The sequence below is a fragment of the Chloroflexota bacterium genome, from assembly GCA_016887485.1.
In the GTDB taxonomy this organism is placed as follows: Bacteria; Chloroflexota; Anaerolineae; order Anaerolineales; family Anaerolineaceae; genus Brevifilum.
Genome location: CP069394.1, coordinates 2,174,516 through 2,198,755, shown reverse-complemented (window position 1 = coordinate 2,198,755; position 24,240 = coordinate 2,174,516). Strand labels below are relative to the sequence as shown.

The window sequence follows — 24,240 nt, the reverse complement described above, 5'->3', positions numbered from 1 at the left end:
TCCTCCTACCCTATGGCAAACCGGATTAGTCCGTGCCGTTATTCAGCTCCCTCAGATATAGGATCAAGGTCGAGAGCGCCTGGTCCACCTCGGAAAGGGTTTCCAGGTTAAATCCACGCTGCAGCTCCGGTAAAGATTCCTGCCAGGTCTCCAATAGATTCAGCAGAGGCTGGCTGTCTGTGACGATTTGTTCCGGCACGGGCACCTTGATGGAGGGTTTGGGGGACGGCATTGGCTGAATTCCCATCAGGTCATGCGCTGAAAGGGCTTCCTGCGCAAATTCAGCCGTATCCAGGTCACTGGCCAAATGGAGCAAAACCTGGCGAGATTCCGGTGTAAGGAAATCCATCTTGGCCATGCACTGAGCCACAGCCCGACGGACATGCAAATTTAGGTCATCCGCCAGATCTACCAGATCAGGCATCGCATCTTGCCCAAGGAGCCGGGTCAGGGTGATAACTGCCTGGGGACGGACAAAGGGGTTGGGGTCGTTATAAGCAATATTGCGAACTTCGTCAATTGAGACCATATCGCCCCATTTGGAAACGGCAGCCAGGGCTGTTTCCCGGACGGTGATGGCACTATCTCGCAGCAAGGGGCGGACCAATGGCAATGCGGCCTCATAATTAGCCTGCATCATCATCTCAATCAGATTCCGCCGCAGCCGGTTGCTTGGGTCACTGAGCAGCGGAGAGAGGATGGAGGCGGCTTCTTCCGCGTTCATCTCCACCAGGGCTTCCACAGCCACCCCGCGCAACCCTACTTCCTTCTCGGCAATATCCACCAGAAGAGGAATGGCGTCTTTCTTATCCAAACGCGCCAGCACCTCAATATAGAGCTTTGGCAGCTTGAGGTCCTGCTCTTCGTTGGTCTCCATGAAGTTCTTCAACGCTTGCAACACATCCGCGCTGCACTCCCCATAACACAACCACCCACAAGCGCGGGTGGAGGCCAAATGGATCAGGTATTCATCTGAATGCAGGAATTCAATCAAGCGGGGTTGGATTCGCTCAGGCTCAATCCGAGCCATCGCCAGGATTGCCGCCTGCACCACAATTGGCTGCTGGTCATCCAGGCAGGCTTCGATCTGTTCCAGCGCCTGGCTGGCCTGGAGCAAGCCCAGTGAGTTCACCGCCGCAGCGCAGACATAATTATTAGGGTCATCAATGGCAGCGAGCAGACAAGAGACAACCTCAGGAGCGGGCAGCTCCACAGAACGCCCCAAAGCCTCGGCTGAGGCAGAGCGCACAAATCCATTCGGATCGTCCATCAGGGACATCAGAATATCAGGCCTTGCTTTTAACTCCCCCAAGCGTTTTGCTGCATAAGATCGGTCTCGTGGATTTCTGGACTGAATCAGTTTAAGGCAGCGATCGACTTCTTCTTGTTTATTTTTATTTCTTTTAAATTGATCTACCATTGTCATATAAGTTTACTACATTTAAGAGAGAAATTTTAAGGTTCATTGGATGGGGTTTTTCGCTGGAACGCCTGTCCTTCTGGGGTATTCCTCCGGCGTCCGGGCAATTTTATCCACCACAACAATGAACCGCTCCTCAACAACGGCAGGCAGTTCAACTCGAATCAATTTGTGTAACTTGCCACCCAAAAGGTGGATGGCTTTCTCAGCGGATTGGGTTTCCGCAGGTGCGCTCTCCCCTTTCATCGCCATGGCAATCCCATTGCGATGGATCAGGGGTAATAGATATTCCATCAAAATCGGCATCCTCGCCACCGCCCGCGCCACAGCCAGGTCATAAGCCTGGCGATGCTCCGGGTCTTGTCCAACGGTTTCCGCCCGTTCCGAAAGGACCGTCACCTGCTGCAGATTTAATTTTTCCACCATATGCCGGCAGAAGTCTGCTTTTTTATGAACCGATTCCACCAGGGTGACCTGCGAGGATGGCCAGATCAATTTCAGGACCAACCCAGGGAAACCTGCGCCTGTCCCAATATCAATAATTCGGCCAGGTGGGCTCTGGCGTTCCCAGGCCAGCAGGACGGTGAGCGAATCAAGGAAGTGTTTAGTGCGAATGCCTTCCACATCTCTGATTGCCGTCAGGTTTATCCTTTCATTCCACTCTACAAGCTCATTTTCATAAACCTGAAACCTGGCAAGTTGATCCTGGGAGAGTTTTAGTCCGACCAGGGACATTGCGGCATTTTCCAAAAAGTTCATACCGATCTTTCTATCCATTCAATAGAGGTTGGGTTAATTATAGCCAACTTTATTGTGAATAGATTCAGCAGACTTGCAACGAATAACCGAAATAAGTAAAATAAACCTCATGCCCTGGCCAGCCACACATGTCCTGGTTGCTGAAACAGCCTATCCGCTCTATTTCAAACACCTTGACCACCAAGCCTTTATCATCGGAACCTGTTACCCGGATATCCGTTACCCCGCTCAAATTGAACGGGATTTGACTCATATCCACAATGTGACGATTGAAGAAATGCAAACCCAGACAGGGTTCCGGGCCGGACTACTCTTCCACACCTATGTTGACGATTACTGGAATGACTACATTGGGCAATATAAAGCGCGCCTCTACAATTTGGTTCCCAAACGCCGGCCAACTTTCCATACTTTGAAGATCCTGCAGGACCTCTATCTTTATAACCAGCTGGACCATTGGGACTCCATTACATCTGAAATGAAAGTTATCCTTCCCGAAGAGTTGACTTTTGGCGCCAGCGAACAAGCCGTGAAGGACTGGCATGCCATGCTCCAGCACTACCTGTCCAAACCGCCCCAAAAATCTGACCTCGAGATGCTCTCACTAACCCTTCCGCCAGACATGGTTGAGGATATCCATGTGTTCTACACCAGCTTTCAGGGCGTGACTTTTTTGGATAACATCCTGATCCAGTTCTACCCGGAAATCAAAGCCTATCTGGAAAGCATTTCAGTCTCTACAGTTAACTTATCCTAAGCCTTTAAACTTAGTCCTTTTCCCCCGCTGCGCGAATATACCAGCGCGGTTTTTTCTTTCAGCCAGCCTCTTCTGACACAATTTGATCTGTACGCGGCTTGACGGCAAACTGTGAGATCAACGTTCCGGCCAGCATCAACCCGCAGCCCAGTAACCCCCGCAAGCTCAACACCTCCTGCAAAACCAGCCATCCACCCAGAGCGGCAAAAGCCCCCTCCAAGCTGAGGATGATGGCGGCGTGGGTAGGGTCTGCCGTGCGCTGAGCAACAATCTGCAGGGTGTAGGCAAGGCCAACCGACAAGAATGCGCCAAACAGGATCGGCCCAATCCCGGAGACAATATCCGCCCAGGTCACCGTCTCAAAAAACAGCGCCACAATACCACTGAGCAGCCCCGTGATGGCAAACTGAACAATCGCCAGCCGGACCGGCCCTACCTGGCCGGCATAACGGCCAATCAAGTGGACATGTCCGGCCCAGATGAACGCTCCAACCAGCACAATCAGGTCATAGGGTGAGATGGAAAAACCACTGGTGACCGACAGCAGATAGAGGCCGACCACCGCCAGCAATGCACCAACCCAATGCGCCAGGTGCGTGCGGCGACCCCAGGTGAGCGCTAACAGCGGCACCAGCACCACATACAGCCCGGTGATGAACCCGGCCTTGCCCGCCGTCGTCCCCAGCAGACCCACCTGCTGAAGCGACGCCCCGGCAAACAGCACCAGCCCGGTCGCCAGCATCGGCAAGGCCAGCTTGCGCAGGGGCACTGCCGGCCGGTCAACACCTTTGCGACGCTGCCAAAGGAGCAGCGGCACCAAAGCCAAGGCCCCCAGACTGAACCGGATGGCATTGAAGGTGAACGGCCCCATATAGAGGTTGCCCAGCCGCTGAGCGACAAAGGCAAAACCCCAGATGGCAGCCGTCAAGAGCAAGAGGAGGTCTGCTGTCAAAGTCGGAAACTTCCCTTCATAATTTCAATCAATAAATCTGAACTGGAATACACACCTATGGCGTGACACCGAGGCTTTCCAATTCACTCCGGGCCACCCACCAACCGGGATGCCATTCGAGCGCGGTCTCAAAATCCTCGATCGCGCCATCAATATCACCCAGCATGGCCTTTGCCCGGCCCCGCCAGACCCAGCTTTCTTCAATCGCGGGTTCAGAAGAGTCATCAAAGGTCTTGTTGGCCAGGCTGATCACATCCTGGTAGCGCCCCGTCCAATAATAGGAGAAATAGGGCCCGGTCTGATACCAGAGCATCCGCCAGGGACGCGGGCTGAGGTTGGCATAGATGGCAAAGGCCTGGTCATAGGCCTGGGCTGAACCGTAGTAATCGCCCAAATACATCAGGCTGGTGCCATAGTTGTACCAGGCAAAGAAAAGTTCGCGGCCATCCAGGGCATAAATTTCATTCAAGGCTTTCTGAGCGGCGTATTGCAGGTTCGCGGTCTCATCCGCATTCGAACCTAGGATTGCCATCACATCGCTTTCCTGTTCCGCTGGATAAACCACAAAGTAGAGGTAATTGAAGGACCGCCAGTGACGCGCCACCCGATCATAAAGCACGGCGTAATCTGCCGCCACATAGGAATCCTGGATCAAGAACCAGCCCTTCTCATCGTTATAACCTGTGAGCAGGCCATAATGACCCATCCAGCCCCTATCGGGTACTTCTTCCTCAAAGCCCTTCTCAATCACCACGGGGTACCCCGCGGCAATCAACTGCTTGAGCAGGTCAACATCGCCCCCATAGCGCAGAACAGCTTTAAAGTCAGTGAAATCCTCCACATAGTCAACCAGCTCATAGGGCATCACATTGCGGTCCCGCCAGTTGGGTTTGAGCACCGACCCGATCACAGACTGGTCGCCCTCCCAACCCCAATAGGATAGGGCCATGGAAAGGGTCGCAGGGCCGCAGTTATTAAAGGTCTCAAATTCATGGATCGTCCCCTCCAGCCGCACCTCGTCCGGAATGGGCGTGGGTGTTGCCGTGGGGGTGGCAGTGATCGTCGGCGTCGGTGGGACATAGTTCGTTGGCGTCAGACTGGGCTGCAGGGTCGCTGTTGGCACAGGGGGCAACGCCGTCATGGTCTGCAGGACGATGTCATCCATCTCAGCCTGCTGAGCGGGGGTGAACGCCTCCTGATCTGGCGGGTTAAAGAAATAGTAAATTTTCGCCCGTAGATTGGAGACACGCCAGGCCAAACGGGAGTGAACAGGTGGGAGGTGATAGACCCCCACCAGCAACGCCACACCGACGATAAGGATCAAAAGGATCCAAAGTATTTTATATTTCGAATTCTTGAACTTTTTCCATAGCTTGGACATAACCGGATTATATCGCTTCCCTTTTTTATTGCAAATCGGTTGTTAACATTTAATCCATCCAAAATTATCGTTGACATGAATTCGCTTTATGCTTTAGACGGTTTATCACGCCCATTCGTTCACCCAACTGTGATCAACTTCACGATATACTCATTAAGTAAGTTAACCTTTTCAGAAGGAGAACAGATATGTCAACTCCCCTTCAGATCAATCCCAGAAAAGAGCCGCCCTGGGAAATCATCGGCGGTGCGCTGTCCGAGTTCAACACCCAACAGGCCGGGGACGATCGCGGTCAGAACCTCTGTTTCGTGCTGGAGACACCCGAGGGTGAGATCGTGGGAGGGGTGATCGGCGCCACCTATTGGGACTGGCTCTATGTCAACTTGATGTGGGTGCGGGAAGACCTGCGCGGCCAGGGTTACGGCTGCCAGCTGCTGGAAGCGGCCGAAGCGGAAGCCCGTCAGCGCGGCGCCAGCCATGCCTATCTGGACACCTTCAGTTTTCAAGCGCCCGCCTTCTATCAAAAATTGGGCTATCAGGAATTTGGCCGCCTGGAGAATTTTCCCACCAGCCATACCCGCCATTTCCTGACGAAAGCGCTCTAGACAGCACCTGCCCTCAGGTCACCAATCCAGCGCACCATCCAAAACACTACCAACGCCAGGATGACCACCCAAATGGCGACAATAATCGCACCGGCAACCCAGTTCTTCGGCTTGCCATCCGGGAATGCGGTATCCACCCCTGCGCGGGCATCCACCAGCACTTCCTCCGGGATCATCTTCATAGCCAGAGCAACCCCCAGCGGTACCAGCAGCAGATCATCCAGATAGCCGAGAACGGGGATGAAGTCCGGGACCAAGTCAATGGGGCTGAAGGCATAAGCCACAACCACAGCGGCAAAAACCTTCGCCGTCCAGGGCGTTCGAGGGTCCTTATAGGCCAGGAAAAGGACATACGCCTGCTGTTTCATCCAGCGGGCTTTTTCTTTCAGTTTTTCAAGTAGTTTTTTCATCGTATCACTTATGGCATAGGGTTAGAATAGGCCCAATCATCCCCAAGGATCAAAATTAAATCCGGCTGCGTTCGGTCATTGGTGAAATCATAATCCCGCTGTCCGGCTGCAATCCCAAAGGTCTCCGCTATCCAGCTCAGCCCGTAAGGTGCGTAGCCTTGAAGAGTCACTTCGGTGATCGCAGTCGTCGGGCCCACCCCGGTTTCAAGCACGACAAAACCCTGCTGCCGGAGCCACTCTGCGGTGGTCTCTTCCAGGCCGGTCTGGTAACTGCCGTTGAGTACGGTGATGGTCGGTGCTTCCGCAGCCACCCGGCTTGCCAGGTCGCCTTCCGTCACAGGGGCAATCAATCCGCCAATGCCAAAGACCTCATCGCGCAACAAACGGATCTTGTCGGGAATCGGTCTGAGGATATTGAGGCCGTCTGGTGAGGTTTCGATGGTGATATAGGAAGGCCCAATCACAACCATCTGGATATTCTCATAAGGGATATCCATAGCTTTCCAGGCCAGCTGAATGATCTGGTTCAGGGACATATTGGTGCGGATGCCGGTGGAAAGGTCTTCATAGATCGCCGGAGCGTTCATCACCAAACTGGGAAGCTGATTAAATTCCAGGATACGGTCACGGATCTTCATGATGACATCCAGCTGACGGGCCGACCGATCAAAGTCATCACCCTCTGAGTGTCGGTCACGGGCATAGGCGAGGGTATATTCGCCATCGAGGACATAGGTCCCCGGCTCCAGTACTTCCGTGTTCCACTTGCCGCGCCGGTCAATAGTGTAGGGCTCATCAAAGGTGATCTTGATGCCGTTGATGTGATCTATAAAATCCACAAAAGCCTGGAAATCCACCTGGGCATAGAAGTCAATCGGTACCCCCAGGAACTCCTCCACCGTCTGAACCGCGAGGGCAGGGCCGCCACCGGGCAGGTCATTCAGCTCACCTAAACGGTAGGCCGTGTTAATCTTGTAATAGCCATAGCCGGGAATTCCCACCCACATATCACGAGGGATCGCAATTGCTGCGGCTGTGTTATTGAGTGGGTCCATCGTCAGCAGGATCATCGTGTCCGATCGGGGGGCGGCGTCTTCCCCCTCCGCATCCCGCAGGTCCAATCCCATGATCAGGATATTGATCCGGCTGGTGCCATCCCAGGGGTCTGGGTCAGGTAGGTTGATTACGGGTTCGCTGGTAGGCACAGCCTCCTCTCCAGGTTCCTCGGTGGTGGAAACCACCGGATCTCCCGGCAGGGTAAAAGCTGTGGTTCCGGCCAGCAGGCGGCTGACCAGGTTATGGGCAAAGTATGCGCCCACCAAAGATGCAACCAAAACCAGCGCCAATATGATCCGGGTGGCCCAATCCTTGGGGAAATTCTGCTTTATCGATTCAAAAAATCGCATTTTTCACTCCAAATTCAGGAAAACTTGCTTTTTTCGATTCTAACATCCAACTCCATGAAAATAAATAGAGGCATATTTCGCGCTATTAGCGTTGCTACAATGAATTTTGTGTCTTTTCGATAAAACCGGTTAAATCCAGTTGATAGATAAATGGTATCCACTCACGAAACACTTCTCTCCTGACCCCTGTGTGCTTATTTCTATTGTACAACGCAATCCGGATAACTATTTGATTTGATTGACAGACATTGGGTGGTGTGGTGCGCTCAAAAACCGGAGCGCACCCTACATCTTCATTGTAGGGTGTGCAGTGTTCTTCTGCGCGCCAATAAGTATTGTGGAATAATCTATATCTAGACAAACACGAGACCCATCAAACGATATAAAAGGCTAGCTTGACTCTGTACCTCAATTAGATTATTATCTAATATCAATCCTCTTGTTTACTCAAAATCCGAGGATAAGCTAAAACAAAGACGAAAGCCTGTCAAAGCTATGAGCCAAAAACCACACATCATCTGGGATCAGGGCAGCGCCTATGATCTCTTCATCAGCCTCCGGATCCTGCACAAGCCGAACGAGTTTGGCCTGCGTCCCTCCTGGGCCGCCGGGGTTCGCTCTCGACTTCCCCTCTCCCTTCGCGAAACGCTGGAGCAGGCCGCCCAGATCATCCGGGTGCCGATGCGCTGGATCCACACCCTGCCCGAACCCAAAGACGCCCAAGTCGTGCTAAATGCCCTTGCTGACATCCCGGCAGCAGAACGGCTTGCAGCGCTGATGTTCACCGGCGCGGACGATGAAGAAAGCCGCGAAGCCTTGGCCTACCTGCATTCATTGGTGGGAGCAGAAAGCCTGACCGAGGCAAACGAAGAACATATTAAAACTCTTTACCCTAAGCCAGGAAACCCCGGCAAACCCTTCGTTCGGGCCATCTTCACAGCCTGGTCTGACCCCGCCGCCTTCGGCGAAGCCCTTTATCAGGCCCTGACGGCCTATGTGGAGAATTTCTTTCACGAGGAAGAAACCCGAATCCTGCCTGCCCAGAAAATAGCGCTTGCCGACGTAACAGTGCGTGTTGAACAGGAAGACCTGGTTTCAGTGTTGGAAGACATCTCAAATGGGGTGCGGATGGACTGGGTCCGTGAAGTTGAAGAATTGGTGCTGGTCCCCGCCTTCTGGGGATCACCCTTCGTGTTTTTCGATTCCCGCAGCGCTGCAACCAGCTATGTCGCCTTTGGCGCTCGCCCAAAAGGGACGCCCCTCGTCCCCGGCGAACTGGTGCCGGAGGAACTGCTGAATGCTCTCAAGGCCCTGGCAGACCCCACCCGCTTGCGCATCCTGCGCACTCTGCTGGAAGGGCCCTCGACCCCCAGCGACCTGGCCAAGAGCCTGCGGTTGCGCCCCCCCACCGTTGTCCACCACCTGCACATCCTGCGTCTGGCAGGGCTGGTGCTGGTGACTGTTGCCCCCAAAACGGAACGCCGTTACACCATCCGCCAGGAAGGCCTCGATGCCACCCTGATTAATTTTCAGGATTTCCTGTCAGGAGATTAAACCGCCTTGTCCTTACACGAGAAACACACGGAAGCCGCCAATGGCGTGCTGAAAACCTATATCGCCCGGGTGCGGGCCTTCAAGCCCAATGCCTGGAAATACCTGATCAGCATCCTGATCTTTGGGATGGGCTACGGCGTCTACAACATCCTCCTGAATTTCTATCTCCGCAGCCTGGGCTATGATGAGACCTTCATGGGCCTCGTGGCGACCACGAGCAGCATGACGGTGCTGATTGCCGCCCTGCCGATGGGCTATTTGGCGGATATCCTCGGGCGCAAACGCTCGCTGGTCATCTCCAGCTTCCTGATCGGCCCCTCAATTGTGTTGATGGTCGCGTTCCCCAGCTCAGCAATGATGATCGCAATGAATATCACCCTGGGCATCGGTTCCAGCCTGGGCGGCGTCACCACCGGACCGTTCCTGATGGAAAACAGCGAAGAACTGGAACGCACCTATCTCTTCAGCATTGCCTCCGGGCTAAGGATGGCTGCGCTTTCTGTCGGCAACTGGATCGGTGGATATCTTCCCACCTGGTTTGGCAATCTCCTCGACACGCCCGCAACCAGCCCCAACGCCTATACCTGGGCCATCGGCGCCTCTGGTGTTCTGGTCGCTTTTGCGGTCATCCCCCGGCTGATGCTCAAGCGGAATAAATTTCCCTCGGAAGAAAAGACCGCTTTCGCCCCAATCACCTTTGTCCGAAAGAACCCGGGCAAGTTGAGTAAACTCCTCCTGCCCATGTTCATGACCTCAATTGGCGCCGGCCTGATTATGCCCTTCATGAACATCTTCTTCAGCACCGTTCACCACCAGCCGGATCATGTGATCGGCACGATCTTCGCCTGGGGATCATTGGCAATGGGCATAGGCTTCATCATGGCCCCGGCCTTTGCCGACAAGTATGGCAAGATCAAGGTCGTGGTGGTCACCCAGGCGCTCTCGATCCCCTTCCTGATCCTGCTGGGCTTCTCCCCATGGTTCAGCCTGAGCCTGGTCGCCTATTTCTTCCGGGTGATCCTGATGAACATGAGTTCCCCGGTCTATCAGACCTTTGTGATGGAACAGGTAAACAGCGAATCCCGAGCCATGGTCGCCAGCCTGAACAGCATGGTTCAATCCTTTGGGCGCGCCTTCAGCCCAACCATCAGCGGCTGGATGCAGGTATCCTATGGCTTCGGCCCCCCTTTCATCGGGACGATCACCATGTATACCATTGCCATCGCGATGTATTATTCCTACTTTCTTAAGAAGAAAAAGGGTGTAAAGCCAACACTCACTAAGGAATAGCCCTTTAGGATTCCGGCACCTTGATGGTTTTCTGCCTGCGGATATTCGCCAGGAAGATCCCAACGGCCGCAATCAACAGAGCCACAATCTCCATCCAATTGAGGCGTTCGTGCAGGAAGATCCAGGACAGGACGGCGATCTGGATCATCATTGTGTTATTGATGATGCTGGATTCCATCGCTGTGAGGTGCTGCAGGCTGATATTCCAAAGGTAAAAGGCAAAGGCCGTGTTGACCGCCCCCAGCCAGAGGATCACCAGAATATTCGCCAGGCTGAGCTTCGGCCAAGGTTCAACAGCCACGCCCACTCCCAACATCAGGACCGCCCCAATCCCCATGCTGACCCCCGTGACGATCATCGGTGGGATTCGCTTCTCACGGTTCACACTTCGGCCCATCAAAGACCCCACTGCATTGGAAACAATACTCATCCCTGCCAGGAGAAAACCCAAAGTTGAACCTGCAAGACTGCCCTGGGGCAGAAAATAGAGCAATACGCCACCAATAAAAAGGGCGATCCCGCCCCATTGCAAAAGCGAAGGAGACTCCCGCAGCCCAACGATCCCCAGCAAAGCCACTACAACTGTCGAGAAATTGAGCAGCAGGCTGAATGTGATCGTGTCCAGATATTTCATCGTTACGAACTGGCCGCCCTGCGTCAGCGCATAGAACACAATCCCAAGCAGCACGAGATTCCGCCAATCCTTGCGAGTGAGCGAGGCAAAAGCCCCCCGCTGCTTAAGCATGGCAGGCAGAAGTAACAAAGCCGCCAGGCTGTAGCGCAAGCCTGCGAATATTAAAGGGGGAATGTCATTGAGGGAAATTTTAATCAGCACCCAGGAAGTGGACCAGAGGAAGGTCACAAATAAGGCCTGGAAAATCGCTCGGGTTTGTGGGGATTTTTTCATCGCAGCTCCTTGAAATGAGAATAGGCACAGTTAAACATCAGCCATCCTCATCCCTCCCGGCTTTTATCCGACCAGGTGCTACGCCATCCGGCTTTTGTGACGCTCGGTCCAGACTCGCAAAGCGACGGAACCCTAGTCACTCAGGGTGGTGCCCCCATTATAGACGATTATTGCGTTCTTACCAGCGTAATAAGGCCAGAGCCATCACAGTTTGCCAGGGCAGCACTTTGAATGCGCCTCGGGCAACAGCCGCTTCCACTTCCGCCCGGGATAAGCGTAGTAATTCCTGCTCTTCCAGGTCATCGGCGTCAATTTGAGCCACCGGGTGAGCCTCTCGTGCCAGAAAGAAATGCGCGATCCCATTACCCCGGTTGCCATCCACCGCAAATTCGCCCAGGTTTTCCCAATGTTCCGCCACAAAACCGGTTTCTTCCAATAGTTCACGCTTGGCTGCGGCCAGGGGCTCTTCGCCCGGTTCAATATAGCCGCCAACGGGTGCCAGCGTAGTTCCCGTGATGCTGTATTTGGTTTGGCGGAATACGAGATACTCCCCCTCGATTGTGATCACGGCGATATTGACAAAATCCGGCGTGATAATCCAGGGCCACTTTTCAATCACCTGCCCATTCGGCAGGACAACAGTATGCTGTTCAACTTTGAGAAAGGGTGAGAGATCTAAAACCTGTTCGCGTTTGATCGTTTTCCAGGATTCCATGGGTATCCTCCAGTGAATATTAGGTGATAGCTTTTTTGACAGCCAATCCAATTATAGCGGTTAATAACAGTAGGGACGCAGCGCACACCGCGTCCCTACTGAATGTCCGAATCCACCCATTCAAACCACGAGGGAATATTTATCCCCTGAAATACTCCGACGGTGAATTATCAAAGATCATATCTTTCCCACCGGGGATATACCTCGGATTTACTATTAAATTATAGATATACCAGGCTTCAAAGCCGGATGTACGGTCTATCCATCACTTCAGACGGTTTATATCAAAAGCCAGATAACGATTCTAATATTCCTAAACCGGTTGATATGCTAGAATTAATCATGATGAAAAACATAGATTCTGTCCGTCCTTCACCCATTGCGGGTTCATGGTACAGCAGCGATCCTCAGGAACTGGCTATGACAATTGATGCCTACCTGAGGGCTGCGGAGCCGCAAACTCTGCCTGGTGAGGTGGTGGGGCTGGTCGCGCCCCATGCCGGCCATATCTATTCCGGGCCGGTTGCGGCCTATGCCTTCAAGACAGTCATGGGCCGCCATTATGACCATGTGGCCGTCCTCTCCCCGCTGCACCCCTTTGATTCCCATCCCGTGCTGACCAGCGCCCACAGTGCCTACGAAACACCCCTCGGCATCCTGCCGATCAATAAGGACCTCGTGGCAGCCGTAGATTCAGCCTTCATTGCCAAAACGGGCCTCAACATCTCAACGGTCGTCAAAGACCGGGAACATTCCCTTGAAATTGAGCTGCCCTTCCTTCAAAGGACCCTTGCCGGGGAATATGACCTCATTCCGATCATGATCCGCGACCAATCCCGCCAGGTCGCCCATGACCTGGGCTTGGCCCTGGCTGAGGCGCTGGACCCCGACACAACTCTGCTGGTTGCCAGCAGCGACCTCTCCCACTTCTACCCGGAAGCCCAGGCCAACCAACTGGATGGCCGCTTCATGAAAACCCTGGCGAAATTCTCACCTGACGCCCTGTTTGACCTAAACAATCGGGGGTTAGGTCAGGCCTGCGGGCTTTCACCCATCGCTGCCGTACTTTGGGCCACTGAACAATGGGGTGCAAACCAGGTGACCCTGCTGGATTACAACACCTCCGGCGCCATCACCGGTGACCGCTCCTCCGTAGTCGGATACGGTGCGGCCGCCATCACCCGTCCCATCTGAGGCCAATTATCCGCCCATGACCTTCAAAACACCCACTCAACGGTTGCTCCTGCTGCTCTTTGCCCTCATTCTGGCAGGTCTGACCGGTTGCAATGGGTCTGCCAGGGCGTCCCTTGAGGCTTCCAGCACGCCCACCGCCACCATCACCAACACGCCAACCCCCACCCAGACCTCCACGCCGGCCTTCACGATCACCCCGCAGCCTTCACTTACACCAACCATCACCGCCACCCCCTTTAACACCCTCACCCCCACGCCGGAACCCAGTCCGGTGCCTGATCGGCCTGCGGTGCTTTTCCCCTATCGGGATATCAACGGGAAAACCGTGGATTGGTCTTATATCCACGTCACTCAGATCGACTATAACCAGTTTGACGAGGTCAACGATCTCTGGGCTTTCATGAGCTTCCAGTTGCTGGACAGGGCGATCTATCACAGGAACCTGGAATTCCTTGGCGAGGACATCACGGTCTATTATCTCAATGTTGCCCATGAATTCAACGGTGATATGATCCAAATGCAGCTTGTTTTGGGCGGCACCCCTGGCAAGGATGTCGCTATCGAAGATATCCCCGCCGGTGGGTCAGCTTATATTCAGGTACAGGTGCGCGAATCGTGGCAAAGTTTCGCCCCTTATGTCACCCATCGGGATGCGAACCGGGCTTATGAATATAGCGACGAAAGCTACCCCTTGTACTTCCTCAAGGAGCTGCAGGCCCTTTTGCCCTCCCTGCCGGATGAAATTATCCTGCTGGCCGACCATCCAATCCTCTTCCCGCAGGATGACTGGCCGCAGGTCAAACTCGATATGAGCCGGGTCAGCTATTTGGCTGCCCGTTACCAACCCTTCTTTGAAATTGACGATTACGACCGCCTGATTGATCAAAGCGCGTTTGCCGAAGCCCTGACCGATCACATCCTCGATGGCGTGGATATTCCGGCCGGGTTATATGCCTACAGCAGCCAGACCCTGATCATCATCGAAGGCAACTAAACTCAATTCTGTGCGCCTCACGGGAGCCTGTGCCGGATGGCTTTCAAGGTAAAATCATGCTATGGCTTCCTTTGTTGAAGTAGCAATCAACCTCCCGCAAATTTCCGATACCTACCATTACAACCTGCCTGAAGACCTGCAAGGATCTGTCCGGCCCGGTTCGCTGGTGATTGTGCCTTTTGGTAAACAGCGTGCTCAGGGTGTAGTATTACGGCGTGTGGAACAGCCCGATGTTGCAAAGCTCAAGGATATTGAGGATCTGGTGGATGAAAAGCCGGCCCTCACCCCTGCCCAGATCGCCCTGGCGGAATGGATGGCGGAGGAAACGCTCTCCCCGCTGGGCGCCTGCATCAACCTGATGCTGCCCACCGGGCTGAGCCAGCGCACCGACACTTTGGTGCGGCTGAACCCAGATCTGGCGATAGATGAAGCAGACCTTTCAACTTTGGAAAAACGAATCGTCAACCTGCTGCAGGAACGCGGTGAACTGCGCGGCCGCCAATTAAACGCCTCTCTGCGGCATGTCGAATGGCGTGGTGTGGTGCGCAAACTGGCCAGGAAAGGCATCGTCCACACCCACGCGGTGCTGCCACCTACCCGGGTGCGGCCTAAGACAGTCCGCAAGGTAGCGCTAAACATTCCCCCTGAGAACATCGAAACCCTACCGGCCCCGCTCAGCAAGGTTGCTAAAGTTCATGAACGCCGACTGCATGTCCTGCGCTTCCTCTCCGGGGAAGCTGGACTGGTGGAACCCAGCTGGATATTCGCCCAGACCGGTGCAAACAATGGCGACCTAAAAATGCTCTCGGAAGCGGGGCTCATCACCCTGCGCCAGGCCGAGGTCATGCGGGACCCCCTGGAGGACACCGTTTACGTCCCCGAAAAAGCCCCCGAACTGACCCATGACCAGACTCTGGCCTGGGATCAGATCCTTAAGGGACTGCAGAAATCCCAACAAGAACAAACCCCAGCCCCCTTCCTGCTGCACGGCGTGACCGGTTCCGGCAAGACGGAACTTTACCTGCGTGCCGTACGAGAAACGCTCGAAGCCGGGAAAACTGCCCTGATCCTCGTACCGGAGATTTCCCTCACCCCTCAGACCATCAAGCGCTTCCTCTCGCGCTTCCCCGACCAGGTCGGTGTGATCCATTCACAGCTTTCCGAAGGGGAACGCTACGACACCTGGCGGCGTGTGCGTGATGGCGATCTTTCAGTGATCGTCGGCCCGCGCAGCGCACTGTTCATGCCGCTGGAAAACCTGGGTTTGATCGTGGTGGATGAATGCCATCACGAATCCTATGACCAGTCGGATTTTCTGCCCTATTACCACGCCGTGCCGACCGCCGTGGCCGCTGCCAGGCTAACCCAGACTGCGATCCTGTTGGGTTCCGCCACCCCCCGTGTGACCCAATATTTCCAGGCAGCCAGCGGTAACTGGTCGCTGATCGAACTGCCCCACCGGATCCTCGCCCACCGGGAAGCCATTGCTCATCACGCCCAACGGCTGGGGATTGAGCTGCCTAAACTCACGGGCGAGGGCGAGACGGCCGACCTGGGACTGCCAAAGGTCTCCATTGTGGATATGCGCCAGGAGCTGGTTGCAGGAAATCGCAGCATCTTCAGCCGTGAGCTGAAAAGCGGGATCGAACACGTCCTGGCAACCCACCAGCAGGCGATCCTGTTCCTCAACCGCCGGGGAACCGCCACTTATGTCTTCTGCCGCAACTGCGGTTATGTGGTCAAATGCCCACGGGATGACAAACCACTCACCTATCACAGCCATGGCGACCAGTTGATCTGCCATACCTGTGGGTATCAACGCAAGATGCCCAAGACCTGTCCGGAGTGCGGCAGCAACCAAATCCGCCAGTTGGGCACGGGGACTGAAAAAGTGGAACAGATGGTGCGGGAACAATTTCCCCAAGCCCGTACACTGCGCTGGGATGCAGAGACCACCCGTAAAAAAGGCGCTCATGAAGTGATCCTCAACCTCTTCACCAACCACAAGGCCGACATTCTGATCGGCACACAGATGCTGGCGAAGGGATTGGACCTGCCATTGGTGACGCTGGTCGGCGTGATCCTGGCCGAGGTAGGCCTGAACCTGCCGGACTACCGGTCGGGTGAGCGCACCTTCCAGTTGCTGACCCAGGTGGCGGGACGAGCCGGTCGCAGCCCCCTGGGCGGGCAGGTTGTGCTGCAAACCTATGAGCCGAATAACTACGCCATCCAGGCAGCAGCCCAGCATGACTTTGCCGGCTTCTATCAAAAAGAGCTGGCCTTCCGAAGGGAAACCCAATACCCACCCTTCAGCCGTTTGGTCAAGCTGGAATATCAAAACACGGACCCTCGCAGGGCGGAAAGCACCGCGGAAGCCCTGGCCGCCAAGCTGCGAGAGTGGATCCGTCAGGAGAACAGCCGGATCGAGATGATCGGACCTGTACCTTGCTTCTTCACCCGGCTCTACGGACGCTACCGCTGGCAGATCATTCTGAAGGGGCAGGACCCCACCAGCCTGCTCCGTAACCGCCCCCTGACGGACTGGATGATCGAAGTGGACCCATCCAGCCTGCTCTGACATCCATCCAAATTTCAACCCTGGCGGGACACATAACAAGCCGCCTCACGTTATAATAGAACCAACCTATTAAACAGAACTCAACAGGAAAAATCCCGTGCAAGCAATCAAGAACGGTTTCCGGTTCATCGGCGCCAGTTTATCGCTGGCCCTCAAGAAGGTCAAATTACAGGAGCCCTGGTTTATACTCGGTTTGGGCGGCTTGGTGATCCTGTTCTTCTGGTTCCTGCCGATCGGTGCTGTGGTTGGCCTGATCGGGCTGAGACCGCTTGGGCTGATCCTGATCGGGACATTAGCAGCTTTAGCCCTGGTGGACCTGATGCTTTGGGGCGAAATCACCTCCCTGCTCACCTCCCGCACCTTTGCCACCCTCGATTCAGACGAACCCGCAGAAGAACCTTCCACTCTCAAATACCTCAGTTCACAAACCGGTACAGTTATCCTGTTGGCACTCACCCTGCCATTGCTTTCGCTGGGGAATAGCCTCAAGAACCTGTTCTGCAAGCCGGATGCAGTTCCGGATGAGAAAAACCGCTGGCTGGCAGCCCGAACCCTGGCCCTGCCCATCACCGCTGTGGAAGGGACCTCCTTCCAGGGCACGCTGGAGCGGCTCCGCCAGATCGTCAGCGAGAATTTAATGCGTTTCCGCGAGGATCTGGTTGCGGTACGGTTTGCTGCCGGCCTGGTCGAGGTGTTACTGATTGCCGGGGGGATTGTCCTCGGCTTTGTGGTCGGATTAAAGATCTCTGATCCGGCTTCCGCCGATCCCTGGCAGCGAATACTTGCCGCCGGAATCGCCATGCTGATCGCCTGGGCCTTGACCATCATCGGCATCATGTTCAGCAGCTTCTCCCGAGCCTGCTATGCCACCGCCCTTTATCAATGGGCCAGCAATGTCGCCGAAGCCCGTGCAGGAGATGATAAAAACAAATCCCAACCGCCTGCGATCCTGGCTCAGGTACTCGGAACGGTACGTAAATAAGGAATAAACGAAATGGTTCAACGACAAGAAGTGCTCACCTGGAATGATGTTGATCAAATCATCGATCATCTCCTTCCCCAATTTGAATTAACCTTCGATGGCATGATTATGATCTCCCGCGGCGGGATCGTCCCCGGCGGGCTTTTGGCCGAAGCGATGAACATTCAAAAGATCCTGATCGCAGCCGTGGATTTCCCCTCGGAATTGACCGAGATGGAACGCCCCCGCCTGCTGGCCTGGCCCAATTTCCTGATGTTCCCGGAAGATGATCTGGTGGATGGTGAAAGAATCCTGATTGTGGATGATGTCTGGGGCTCGGGTCGGACAATCACCTCGGTGAAAAACCGGGTGGCAGCGGCGGGCGGCTTCCCCTATACCTGTGTGCTGCACTTCAACCCCTATCGCAACCTCTTTGGGACCAACCGGCCGGATTACTTTGCCGCCATCACCGATGCCTACATTGTTTATCCCTGGGAGATGGACCGCGACCCCAAAGGTTCCCTGCTGCATGACCTGTAGGCCCATTCTGATGGACACAACTTATTGATGAAAACAATGCGAATTCCCCTGCCACGGTTTCTGACCGGGCAGGGATTTTGCTGCCAGAGCGCATGAGGATGAAATCTTTGAGTTGGAAGGTGAGAACCTAACACTCAATCTGGATATCTACAGTATCCTGTTGCTGGACTGAATTGTGTCCTTTCAACCCCTTTTGGGTTAACTTTTATAGCTATAATGATATTCAACTGATCGCAAATGATCGCCTGGAGGAAAGCCCATGGAACGTAAGATCCGCTGGTACGACTATATAACCGTCAACATCTTCTACTTCGCACTGACCGCCCGGTCACAAACCCTCACGCCCCTGATTCTGCCATTGCTGGTGCAGGCTTTTATGGGTGATGAGGTTAAGGGCGCGGCTTATGGTAATTTGCGCTTATGGGCCTTGATGATTGCTGTACTTATGCAGGGCCTGATCGGCATCCTTTCGGACCGCAGCACCTCCCGGATGGGCCGAAGGCGGCCTTTCATTCTGATTGGCGGCGTGACCGAAGTGCTGGTCTTCCTTGGAATCGGCGTGATCGCCGCCACCCTGGAAGGGCCAACAGGCTATTGGGTCCTGTTTGGGACCTATATCCTCTCGATGCTCTCCTCCAACACGGGTCACGCGGCGGCCCAAGGCCTGATCCCCGACCTGATCCCCGAAAGCAAACACGGGATCTTCTCCGGAATTAAAGCCTTCTTTGAACTCCCTGCACCTTTGATCTTTGTCTCCTTTGTCATCACCAAGATGGTTGAAGCCGGCAATATTTGGGGAGCCTTGCTGGTATTGAGCGGTGTCGTACTCGCCTGCACCCTGATCACGATGCTGGTGCCCGAAAAGCCAATTAAACAGCCGCCTGAGAAGATGGATTGGAAACCCATCCTGCGTCTGGTGGCAATGACCGCGGTGTTCACCATCATCATCCTCGGATCGGGTGAACTGGTGCAGTTCGTCAACGGCCTGGCGGTTGATCTGCCGGACACAACGGCTCTGATCGTCACCGCTGCGATGGGCGTGGTGGGTATGGCGATTGCCGTCATCCTGGGCGTCTGGACCAGCGTTCGCATCAGCCTGGGTGGTGGTGAAAAGAGCACTACGGATAAGAAATCCTTCACCTGGTGGGTGATCAACCGCCTGGCCTTCCTGGTCGGCTCCACCAACCTGGCTTCATTTGTGCTTTACTTCCTACAGGAACGCTTCCCCGAACTGCAAGGAGCTTCCGCTGCCGGCCCAACAGCCAAATTGGTCATGTTTGTGGGAATCGCGATTCTGATCTCCAGCATCCCCGCCGGCTGGTTGACGGATAAATTTGGACGAAAACTGCTTTGCGCACTCAGCGGCGTCATCGCCACTGTTGGGACAGTCGTGGTAATTGCCTCGGTCAGCATGACCATGCTCTACATCGGTGGCTTGATGGTCGGTGTCGCCATCGGCATCTTTTATTCCGCCAGCTGGGCACTGGGCACTTCGATGGTACCCAAGAATGAAGCCGGACGTTACCTCGGTATTCAAAACCTGGCCGGAGCGGGTGCGGGCGCTATAGGCGCTTATATCGGCGGCCCGATTGGCGACGGCGTGGGATTTACCGTACTGATGGGGATCTTCGGCCTGCTCTTCCTGATTTCCACCCTGGCGCTGTTCGGTGTCAAGGACCAGCCCAAGGGAACTGGGGAGCCTCCTGTTGGCGCTGCCAGCGTGGAACCGGAATAAATGCCGATAATCATCCAATAGCAAAGAGACGCCCAATTGGGCGTCTCTTTTTTGATTAAGTAGGTTACGAGCCGCGAAGCGCACGTGACAATATGAACCACATTTCACACAATGCGCCATTAAGTAGGGTGCGCTCCACCATTGAGCGCACCATTTCCACCCCATCCCCGGCCCTTCCCCTCAATGAAGGGGAAGGGCATTTGTACAGATAGTACCAATTAAAGAACAGTGGATTCAGGGGGACTTTAGCGCAATTTTATAGTAAATTTAATATAGTAGATGGGGATAAATTTAATGTAATAATAAAATGAGGAGAATGAAATGAATGATGATGACAGAATTCTGTTTCATGGAAAAATAAATTCATCATATTTCCAAGTGGCACTATTGGACAATGAAAATAAAGAGGCTTACCCACAATGGAAAACCGGTGATGAGACCATTGTGTTCGGATCGCATGGTGTTGTTGTTGTGACAGCAAACGATCAATTAATTGACGTGACTGTTAAAACAAATTAAAATGATCTTGAATATGCTTTATGTGTGTCTGGGGAAATTATGGTTGGCAACAAAGGTATTCTTGTTGGAAATATCACCTCAGCAGATACCGCCATTATTAAGGTTCAGTCTGGTAAGTATTCAGTCACGGTTTACACAAATAAATATGGTCCAGAGACAAAACAAGTCGTTTTTTGTGTTAATCGCCTTGGAAATTGACAAGATAATGGAGATATCAGGTCATTTTACCGGTTAAAATAACCTTTTCACCCTCCCTAAAATGAATAAGTGTAATGATGGGTCAAATGGAGCGTATTTCTTCCCAAGTTACTGAATATGCCACTTATGTGGTTGTGGCCACCATACGTGACCTTCATAAGAACGTAGGGTGCGCTCCGCCATTGAGCGCACCATTTCCACCCCATCCCCGGCCCTTCCCATCAATGAAGGAGAAGGGAGCCAAGAACAGTTTTGGTCCAACTCCTGTAGGTCATGTGCGCTGGACGGCAAGTGACAAAAATGAAGGGCGGCCAGAGAGAGCCGCCCCGATGTATATAATTCTTGAAATTTGTAGGTCACGCTTCCAGCGTGACGCCTTTTTATCCCTTCTTCTCCAACACCACCACCATCAACGAGGCGGGCGGTAAATCTATGTCCAGCCAGGCAAACCGCAGCTTGGGTGCTCGGGTCGGTCGGGCAGACACCTGCTCCGGTGCATCAACTGTATTAGCCGCCAGGACATCCAGCCCTCGCATCAACCGGGCCTCCGCCACCCGGAATTTTCGATTCCCTTCCCCTTTGAGGTTAACCATCACCTTCGCCTTCCGCAATGGGCTCCGGTTCGTGATTCCTAAAACCACCCGCTGGCCCTCCGGTGAACGCGTGGCGGTAATGTCAATAAAGGGCACCTGATTACGCTCGCTGATATTCCCCCCCAGGGCTTGCGCCTGGAACACAGGCGACCAATAGGCCAATGTGAGCAGTTGAGATTCCATCTTACGGTAGAGCTGATAGGGGAAATACAGCGGGGTTGCAAAAGCAGCTTTTCCTTCGGGCTTCACGATCAACGGCAGTTGACCCGCTCCCTGCGCAAGGCAGGCCACCTTCAGCACTTCACACTGCCGCTGAAACACGTTCAACATCCCGGCGATATAGAGGCCATCCTGCAAGGTGGCGGCTGGATGAAGGTCACCAGTGGGCGGCATGACGTTGAACCCGTCCAACACCAATCCAATTTCCCGTTCCGGGGCCAATTCCTGAACAAGCGCCCCCAACCGCTGGATCACCTCTTCCGCACTATGCGGCGCGGAAAGCATACTGTGATGCCGCTGCTCAGCGTTGAGAACCTCTTCTCTCCCGACTTCATCCGGCTGATAAAGGCTGAAAGCGAGATAATCCACCTGGTCGCCAAGAGCTGTCAGCACAGTCCGGTTCCAAGCTTCCGCGTCCTCAGGGTCACCAGGCAAGATTGCCAGCCCGGCCACTGCAAGCTGGATCTCAGGATCAGCAGCCCGCATTGCCGCAATAAAAGGTTTAATCGCCTCAACATACGCTGCAGCACTGGAAGTGTCTTGCTGTCCCGCAGCCAACCCCCAAAGCAGGTCCTTACGAGGCTCAAGGGCATTCACCCATTTGGCAGCCTCGTCCTCGGTCATGGCGGCAGGGTCCAGGCTCAGGTATGGCGCGGCGCCAACCCGCTCACAATAAAACAAAAAGGCTTTTAGTTCCGCCTGAGCTGAATCGCTGTCAAACGCACCAACCTTGAATCGAATGATAGCTGGCTGAAGCGCCTGAAATAATTCAGCAACATCCCCACCTTGTTCACGCCCAGCCCGGCCACAAGTATCCATATCCTCAATAAATTGGCTGAAGATCCGGGGATCAATCTCACCGACCACATCATCCAGGTTGACCACGGCTTCAGCCCGCAGTTCAATCTGGAATAAGCGTTTGAACAAATTGCCTTTGGGATAGCGATTCACCCTTTGGACTTTCTCGCTGCCCTCTGGGTTTATTGCACGTTCTGGCGTCATTCCGCTTGCTCCGCTTGTTTACCATTTTGAACTGGTTTACGTTTGGTGAGTAAGAGCGGGATCAGTGCCAGCAGGGTGATTCCCGCTGCCACCTGGAAGATCAGGGATGTGGGGACAAAGCCCGATTGCCCATTCAGCATGATCGGCAAACCAAAACTTGATCCCAGCCACCCACCGATTAATGGTCCAGGGATCATTGCCAGCGCCACCATGAATAGCACATAATACCCGGCATAAAGTCCCCGACTTTCGGCGGGGAAAAGGTCCTTGCTCCAGGTCAGCGCGGCAATCGTCCAGGCGGCCATCGGCGCCAGCCACATAATGCCCGTGACCATCAGCAGGATGAAGTTATTGGTCAGCGAAAAGGCTACCAAACCAACCGCCTCCAAAATCACAGCCAGCACGGCAACCGGGTAGCGCCCCCATTTATCCACCAAAATGCCCAGGGGATAGGCCGCACCAATCCCACCTATCAGAATCGCACCACCCACCAGGATTGAATATTGGAGAGCTTCCAAATGGACATAATGCTCTAAATAAACCAGCAAGTAGGGGAAGAAGACATTCTGTCCCAGCCCAAACAAGGCCACCGCAGCCATCACCAGGAAGAAGTCCCGGTTCTCGCGCAGGTTCTTGACCTTGAAAGTGCTGACGATGTGTTGCCAATAGGAACCTTGCGGTTTTTCCTCGGGCAGTTCCTCTTTGATCAACGGCGCGCAGACCAGCCCAACCAACAGCACCATCCCACCGATGAAATAGAAGAACACCGGGTATCCCACCAGGTCAATCACGATCCCTGCACCGCCGTAAACAATCAGGATGGCGACCCATTTCATTATTTCCAACGCACCGGTCACCTTGCCGCGGTTTTCCACCGTGGTCACATCGGCAACATAGGCATTGAAGGCCGCATCATTGGCGCTGGACCCGAAGAAGGTCATCAGGGAATCGAGCAAAATAGCCATGAACACCCCAGCGGAAACCGTGCTGAAATTAGCCGAGGAGGGGAACAGAGCCGTAATGATCCCCCAGGCGATATAACCAATCACGAGGAAGGGTTTGCGCCGTCCCCAGCGGGTCCGCATCCGGTCACTGAGCGCGCCCATCAGGATCGCCGTCACCGTGGCAACCAATGCTGTGATTGCCACCATCCAGCTGATTGGGCGTGGGTCGGGTGTAATCTCGTTATAGAGAAAGGTGTTGAAAAACTGATTTTCCACGGCCCAGGCCAATTGGCCGGCAAAGCCCAGCATGAGCAGGGCGATCCAAAGAGGACGTGAGAGGCGTTTCTTTGGCGCAGCAGGGGTGGCGCGATTTTCCATGATGGTCATTCCTTTCAAGGGAGGTGAGTGATAAACCCAAACTGGTTAAAGTCTAAAGGAATCCGGGGGCACTGTCAACGGGGTTAACCCGCCTAACTATACAAACATGTAGGGGCGACCCTCTGTGGTCGCCCATTTTTAATTGGCGGGCTCGGAGACCCGCCCTATGAAAAGGTGCCCATATATAACTGACCGGCTATACAAACCAGTGAATCGTGATACAGTTATC

Annotated in this window: 21 protein-coding genes; 11 read left to right on the top strand and 10 right to left on the bottom strand. The window is 54.3% G+C overall.

Annotation, left to right across the window (positions count from 1 at the left end; all coding sequences use genetic code 11):
* Positions 1-25 precede the first annotated feature (25 nt).
* Both JR338_10060 and rsmG read right to left on the bottom strand, forming a co-directional pair.
* On the bottom strand, positions 26-1,279 hold the full coding sequence (locus JR338_10060) for a HEAT repeat domain-containing protein (protein QRN82754.1): 1,254 nt from the start codon (positions 1,277-1,279) through the stop codon (positions 26-28).
* 183 nt (positions 1,280-1,462) lie between these two features.
* A complete protein-coding gene (rsmG, locus tag JR338_10055) occupies positions 1,463-2,179 on the bottom strand; it encodes a 16S rRNA (guanine(527)-N(7))-methyltransferase RsmG (protein QRN82753.1) in 717 nt (238 codons plus the stop codon).
* A gap of 109 nt (positions 2,180-2,288) precedes the next feature.
* Between rsmG and JR338_10050 the strand changes: the two genes are divergently transcribed.
* Complete coding sequence (locus JR338_10050) at positions 2,289-2,936, top strand: hypothetical protein (GenBank protein QRN82752.1); 648 nt, start codon at positions 2,289-2,291, stop codon at positions 2,934-2,936.
* Between the two features lie 58 nt (positions 2,937-2,994).
* Here the strand turns inward: JR338_10050 and JR338_10045 are convergent, their stop codons facing one another.
* Both JR338_10045 and JR338_10040 read right to left on the bottom strand, forming a co-directional pair.
* A complete protein-coding gene (locus JR338_10045; protein QRN82751.1) occupies positions 2,995-3,888 on the bottom strand; it encodes a DMT family transporter in 894 nt (297 codons plus the stop codon).
* 55 nt (positions 3,889-3,943) lie between these two features.
* Positions 3,944-5,269 carry a C39 family peptidase gene (locus tag JR338_10040; protein QRN82750.1) on the bottom strand — a complete coding sequence of 442 codons (1,326 nt, stop codon included), beginning with the start codon at positions 5,267-5,269 and terminating at the stop codon, positions 3,944-3,946.
* Positions 5,270-5,457: 188 nt separating this feature from the next.
* On the opposite strand from JR338_10040, the gene JR338_10035 reads away from it, so the two are divergent.
* Entirely contained in the window at positions 5,458-5,874 is a 417-nt protein-coding gene (locus JR338_10035; GenBank protein ID QRN82749.1) for a GNAT family N-acetyltransferase, read from the top strand.
* Here the strand turns inward: JR338_10035 and JR338_10030 are convergent.
* Together JR338_10030 and JR338_10025 are read right to left on the bottom strand one after the other, a co-directional pair.
* Entirely contained in the window at positions 5,871-6,284 is a 414-nt protein-coding gene (locus JR338_10030) for a DUF1232 domain-containing protein (GenBank protein QRN82748.1), read from the bottom strand. The two genes, JR338_10035 and JR338_10030, sit on opposite strands and share 4 nt — an antisense overlap.
* Before the next feature lie 8 nt (positions 6,285-6,292).
* A complete protein-coding gene (locus JR338_10025) occupies positions 6,293-7,690 on the bottom strand; it encodes an LCP family protein (GenBank protein ID QRN82747.1) in 1,398 nt (465 codons plus the stop codon).
* A gap of 495 nt (positions 7,691-8,185) precedes the next feature.
* Here JR338_10025 and JR338_10020 point away from each other — a divergent pair, with 495 nt between their 5' ends.
* Both JR338_10020 and JR338_10015 read left to right on the top strand, forming a co-directional pair.
* Positions 8,186-9,244, top strand: coding sequence for a winged helix-turn-helix transcriptional regulator (locus JR338_10020; protein ID QRN82746.1), 1,059 nt, complete (start codon positions 8,186-8,188; stop codon positions 9,242-9,244).
* 6 nt (positions 9,245-9,250) lie between these two features.
* On the top strand, positions 9,251-10,534 hold the full coding sequence (locus tag JR338_10015) for an MFS transporter (protein ID QRN82745.1): 1,284 nt from the start codon (positions 9,251-9,253) through the stop codon (positions 10,532-10,534).
* A 4-nt stretch (positions 10,535-10,538) separates the two neighbouring features.
* Here JR338_10015 and JR338_10010 read toward each other — a convergent pair whose 3' ends face one another.
* Positions 10,539-11,441 (bottom strand): DMT family transporter, encoded by a 903-nt coding sequence (locus JR338_10010; protein QRN82744.1) that lies wholly within the window; start codon positions 11,439-11,441, stop codon positions 10,539-10,541.
* 178 nt (positions 11,442-11,619) lie between these two features.
* On the bottom strand, positions 11,620-12,156 hold the full coding sequence (locus JR338_10005; protein ID QRN82743.1) for an NUDIX hydrolase: 537 nt from the start codon (positions 12,154-12,156) through the stop codon (positions 11,620-11,622).
* Positions 12,157-12,501: 345 nt separating this feature from the next.
* On the opposite strand from JR338_10005, the gene amrB reads away from it, so the two are divergent.
* From amrB to JR338_09970, 7 genes are all read left to right on the top strand, one after another.
* Complete coding sequence (amrB, locus tag JR338_10000) at positions 12,502-13,350, top strand: AmmeMemoRadiSam system protein B (GenBank protein ID QRN84415.1); 849 nt, start codon at positions 12,502-12,504, stop codon at positions 13,348-13,350.
* A 16-nt stretch (positions 13,351-13,366) separates the two neighbouring features.
* Positions 13,367-14,344 (top strand): hypothetical protein, encoded by a 978-nt coding sequence (locus JR338_09995; protein QRN82742.1) that lies wholly within the window; start codon positions 13,367-13,369, stop codon positions 14,342-14,344.
* Positions 14,345-14,405: 61 nt separating this feature from the next.
* Positions 14,406-16,922 carry a primosomal protein N' gene (priA, locus tag JR338_09990; GenBank protein QRN82741.1) on the top strand — a complete coding sequence of 839 codons (2,517 nt, stop codon included), beginning with the start codon at positions 14,406-14,408 and terminating at the stop codon, positions 16,920-16,922.
* Positions 16,923-17,019: 97 nt separating this feature from the next.
* Complete coding sequence (locus tag JR338_09985; protein QRN82740.1) at positions 17,020-17,904, top strand: hypothetical protein; 885 nt, start codon at positions 17,020-17,022, stop codon at positions 17,902-17,904.
* A gap of 12 nt (positions 17,905-17,916) precedes the next feature.
* Positions 17,917-18,423: a phosphoribosyltransferase gene (locus tag JR338_09980; GenBank protein ID QRN82739.1), complete on the top strand. Its 507-nt coding sequence runs from the start codon at positions 17,917-17,919 to the stop codon at positions 18,421-18,423.
* Between the two features lie 259 nt (positions 18,424-18,682).
* The gene (locus JR338_09975) at positions 18,683-20,158 is read left to right on the top strand and encodes an MFS transporter (GenBank protein QRN82738.1); all 1,476 of its coding nucleotides are present in this window, start codon (positions 18,683-18,685) and stop codon (positions 20,156-20,158) included.
* A gap of 321 nt (positions 20,159-20,479) precedes the next feature.
* A complete protein-coding gene (locus JR338_09970; protein QRN82737.1) occupies positions 20,480-20,677 on the top strand; it encodes a hypothetical protein in 198 nt (65 codons plus the stop codon).
* Positions 20,678-21,255: 578 nt separating this feature from the next.
* On the opposite strand, the gene JR338_09965 is transcribed toward JR338_09970, so the two are convergent.
* Positions 21,256-22,689 (bottom strand): hypothetical protein, encoded by a 1,434-nt coding sequence (locus JR338_09965; protein ID QRN82736.1) that lies wholly within the window; start codon positions 22,687-22,689, stop codon positions 21,256-21,258.
* A complete protein-coding gene (locus JR338_09960; protein QRN82735.1) occupies positions 22,686-24,011 on the bottom strand; it encodes an MFS transporter in 1,326 nt (441 codons plus the stop codon). Before JR338_09960 ends, JR338_09965 begins: the two co-directional genes overlap by 4 nt.
* Between the last annotated feature and the right edge of the window lie 229 nt (positions 24,012-24,240).

Bases quoted from the DNA above. Each gene is read 5' to 3' on its own strand.
- JR338_10060 (QRN82754.1), bottom strand. From the start codon at position 1,279: ATGTCCCTGATGGACGATCCGAATGGATTTGTGCGCTCTGCCTCAGCC.
- rsmG (QRN82753.1), bottom strand. From the start codon at position 2,179: ATGAACTTTTTGGAAAATGCCGCAATGTCCCTGGTCGGACTAAAACTC.
- JR338_10050 (QRN82752.1), top strand. From the start codon at position 2,289: ATGCCCTGGCCAGCCACACATGTCCTGGTTGCTGAAACAGCCTATCCG.
- JR338_10040 (QRN82750.1), bottom strand. From the start codon at position 5,269: ATGTCCAAGCTATGGAAAAAGTTCAAGAATTCGAAATATAAAATACTT.
- JR338_10035 (QRN82749.1), top strand. From the start codon at position 5,458: ATGTCAACTCCCCTTCAGATCAATCCCAGAAAAGAGCCGCCCTGGGAA.
- JR338_10030 (QRN82748.1), bottom strand. From the start codon at position 6,284: ATGAAAAAACTACTTGAAAAACTGAAAGAAAAAGCCCGCTGGATGAAA.
- JR338_10025 (QRN82747.1), bottom strand. From the start codon at position 7,690: ATGCGATTTTTTGAATCGATAAAGCAGAATTTCCCCAAGGATTGGGCC.
- JR338_10020 (QRN82746.1), top strand. From the start codon at position 8,186: ATGAGCCAAAAACCACACATCATCTGGGATCAGGGCAGCGCCTATGAT.
- JR338_10010 (QRN82744.1), bottom strand. From the start codon at position 11,441: ATGAAAAAATCCCCACAAACCCGAGCGATTTTCCAGGCCTTATTTGTG.
- JR338_10005 (QRN82743.1), bottom strand. From the start codon at position 12,156: ATGGAATCCTGGAAAACGATCAAACGCGAACAGGTTTTAGATCTCTCA.
- amrB (QRN84415.1), top strand. From the start codon at position 12,502: ATGAAAAACATAGATTCTGTCCGTCCTTCACCCATTGCGGGTTCATGG.
- JR338_09995 (QRN82742.1), top strand. From the start codon at position 13,367: ATGACCTTCAAAACACCCACTCAACGGTTGCTCCTGCTGCTCTTTGCC.
- priA (QRN82741.1), top strand. From the start codon at position 14,406: ATGGCTTCCTTTGTTGAAGTAGCAATCAACCTCCCGCAAATTTCCGAT.
- JR338_09980 (QRN82739.1), top strand. From the start codon at position 17,917: ATGGTTCAACGACAAGAAGTGCTCACCTGGAATGATGTTGATCAAATC.
- JR338_09975 (QRN82738.1), top strand. From the start codon at position 18,683: ATGGAACGTAAGATCCGCTGGTACGACTATATAACCGTCAACATCTTC.
- JR338_09970 (QRN82737.1), top strand. From the start codon at position 20,480: ATGAATGATGATGACAGAATTCTGTTTCATGGAAAAATAAATTCATCA.
- JR338_09965 (QRN82736.1), bottom strand. From the start codon at position 22,689: ATGACGCCAGAACGTGCAATAAACCCAGAGGGCAGCGAGAAAGTCCAA.
- JR338_09960 (QRN82735.1), bottom strand. From the start codon at position 24,011: ATGGAAAATCGCGCCACCCCTGCTGCGCCAAAGAAACGCCTCTCACGT.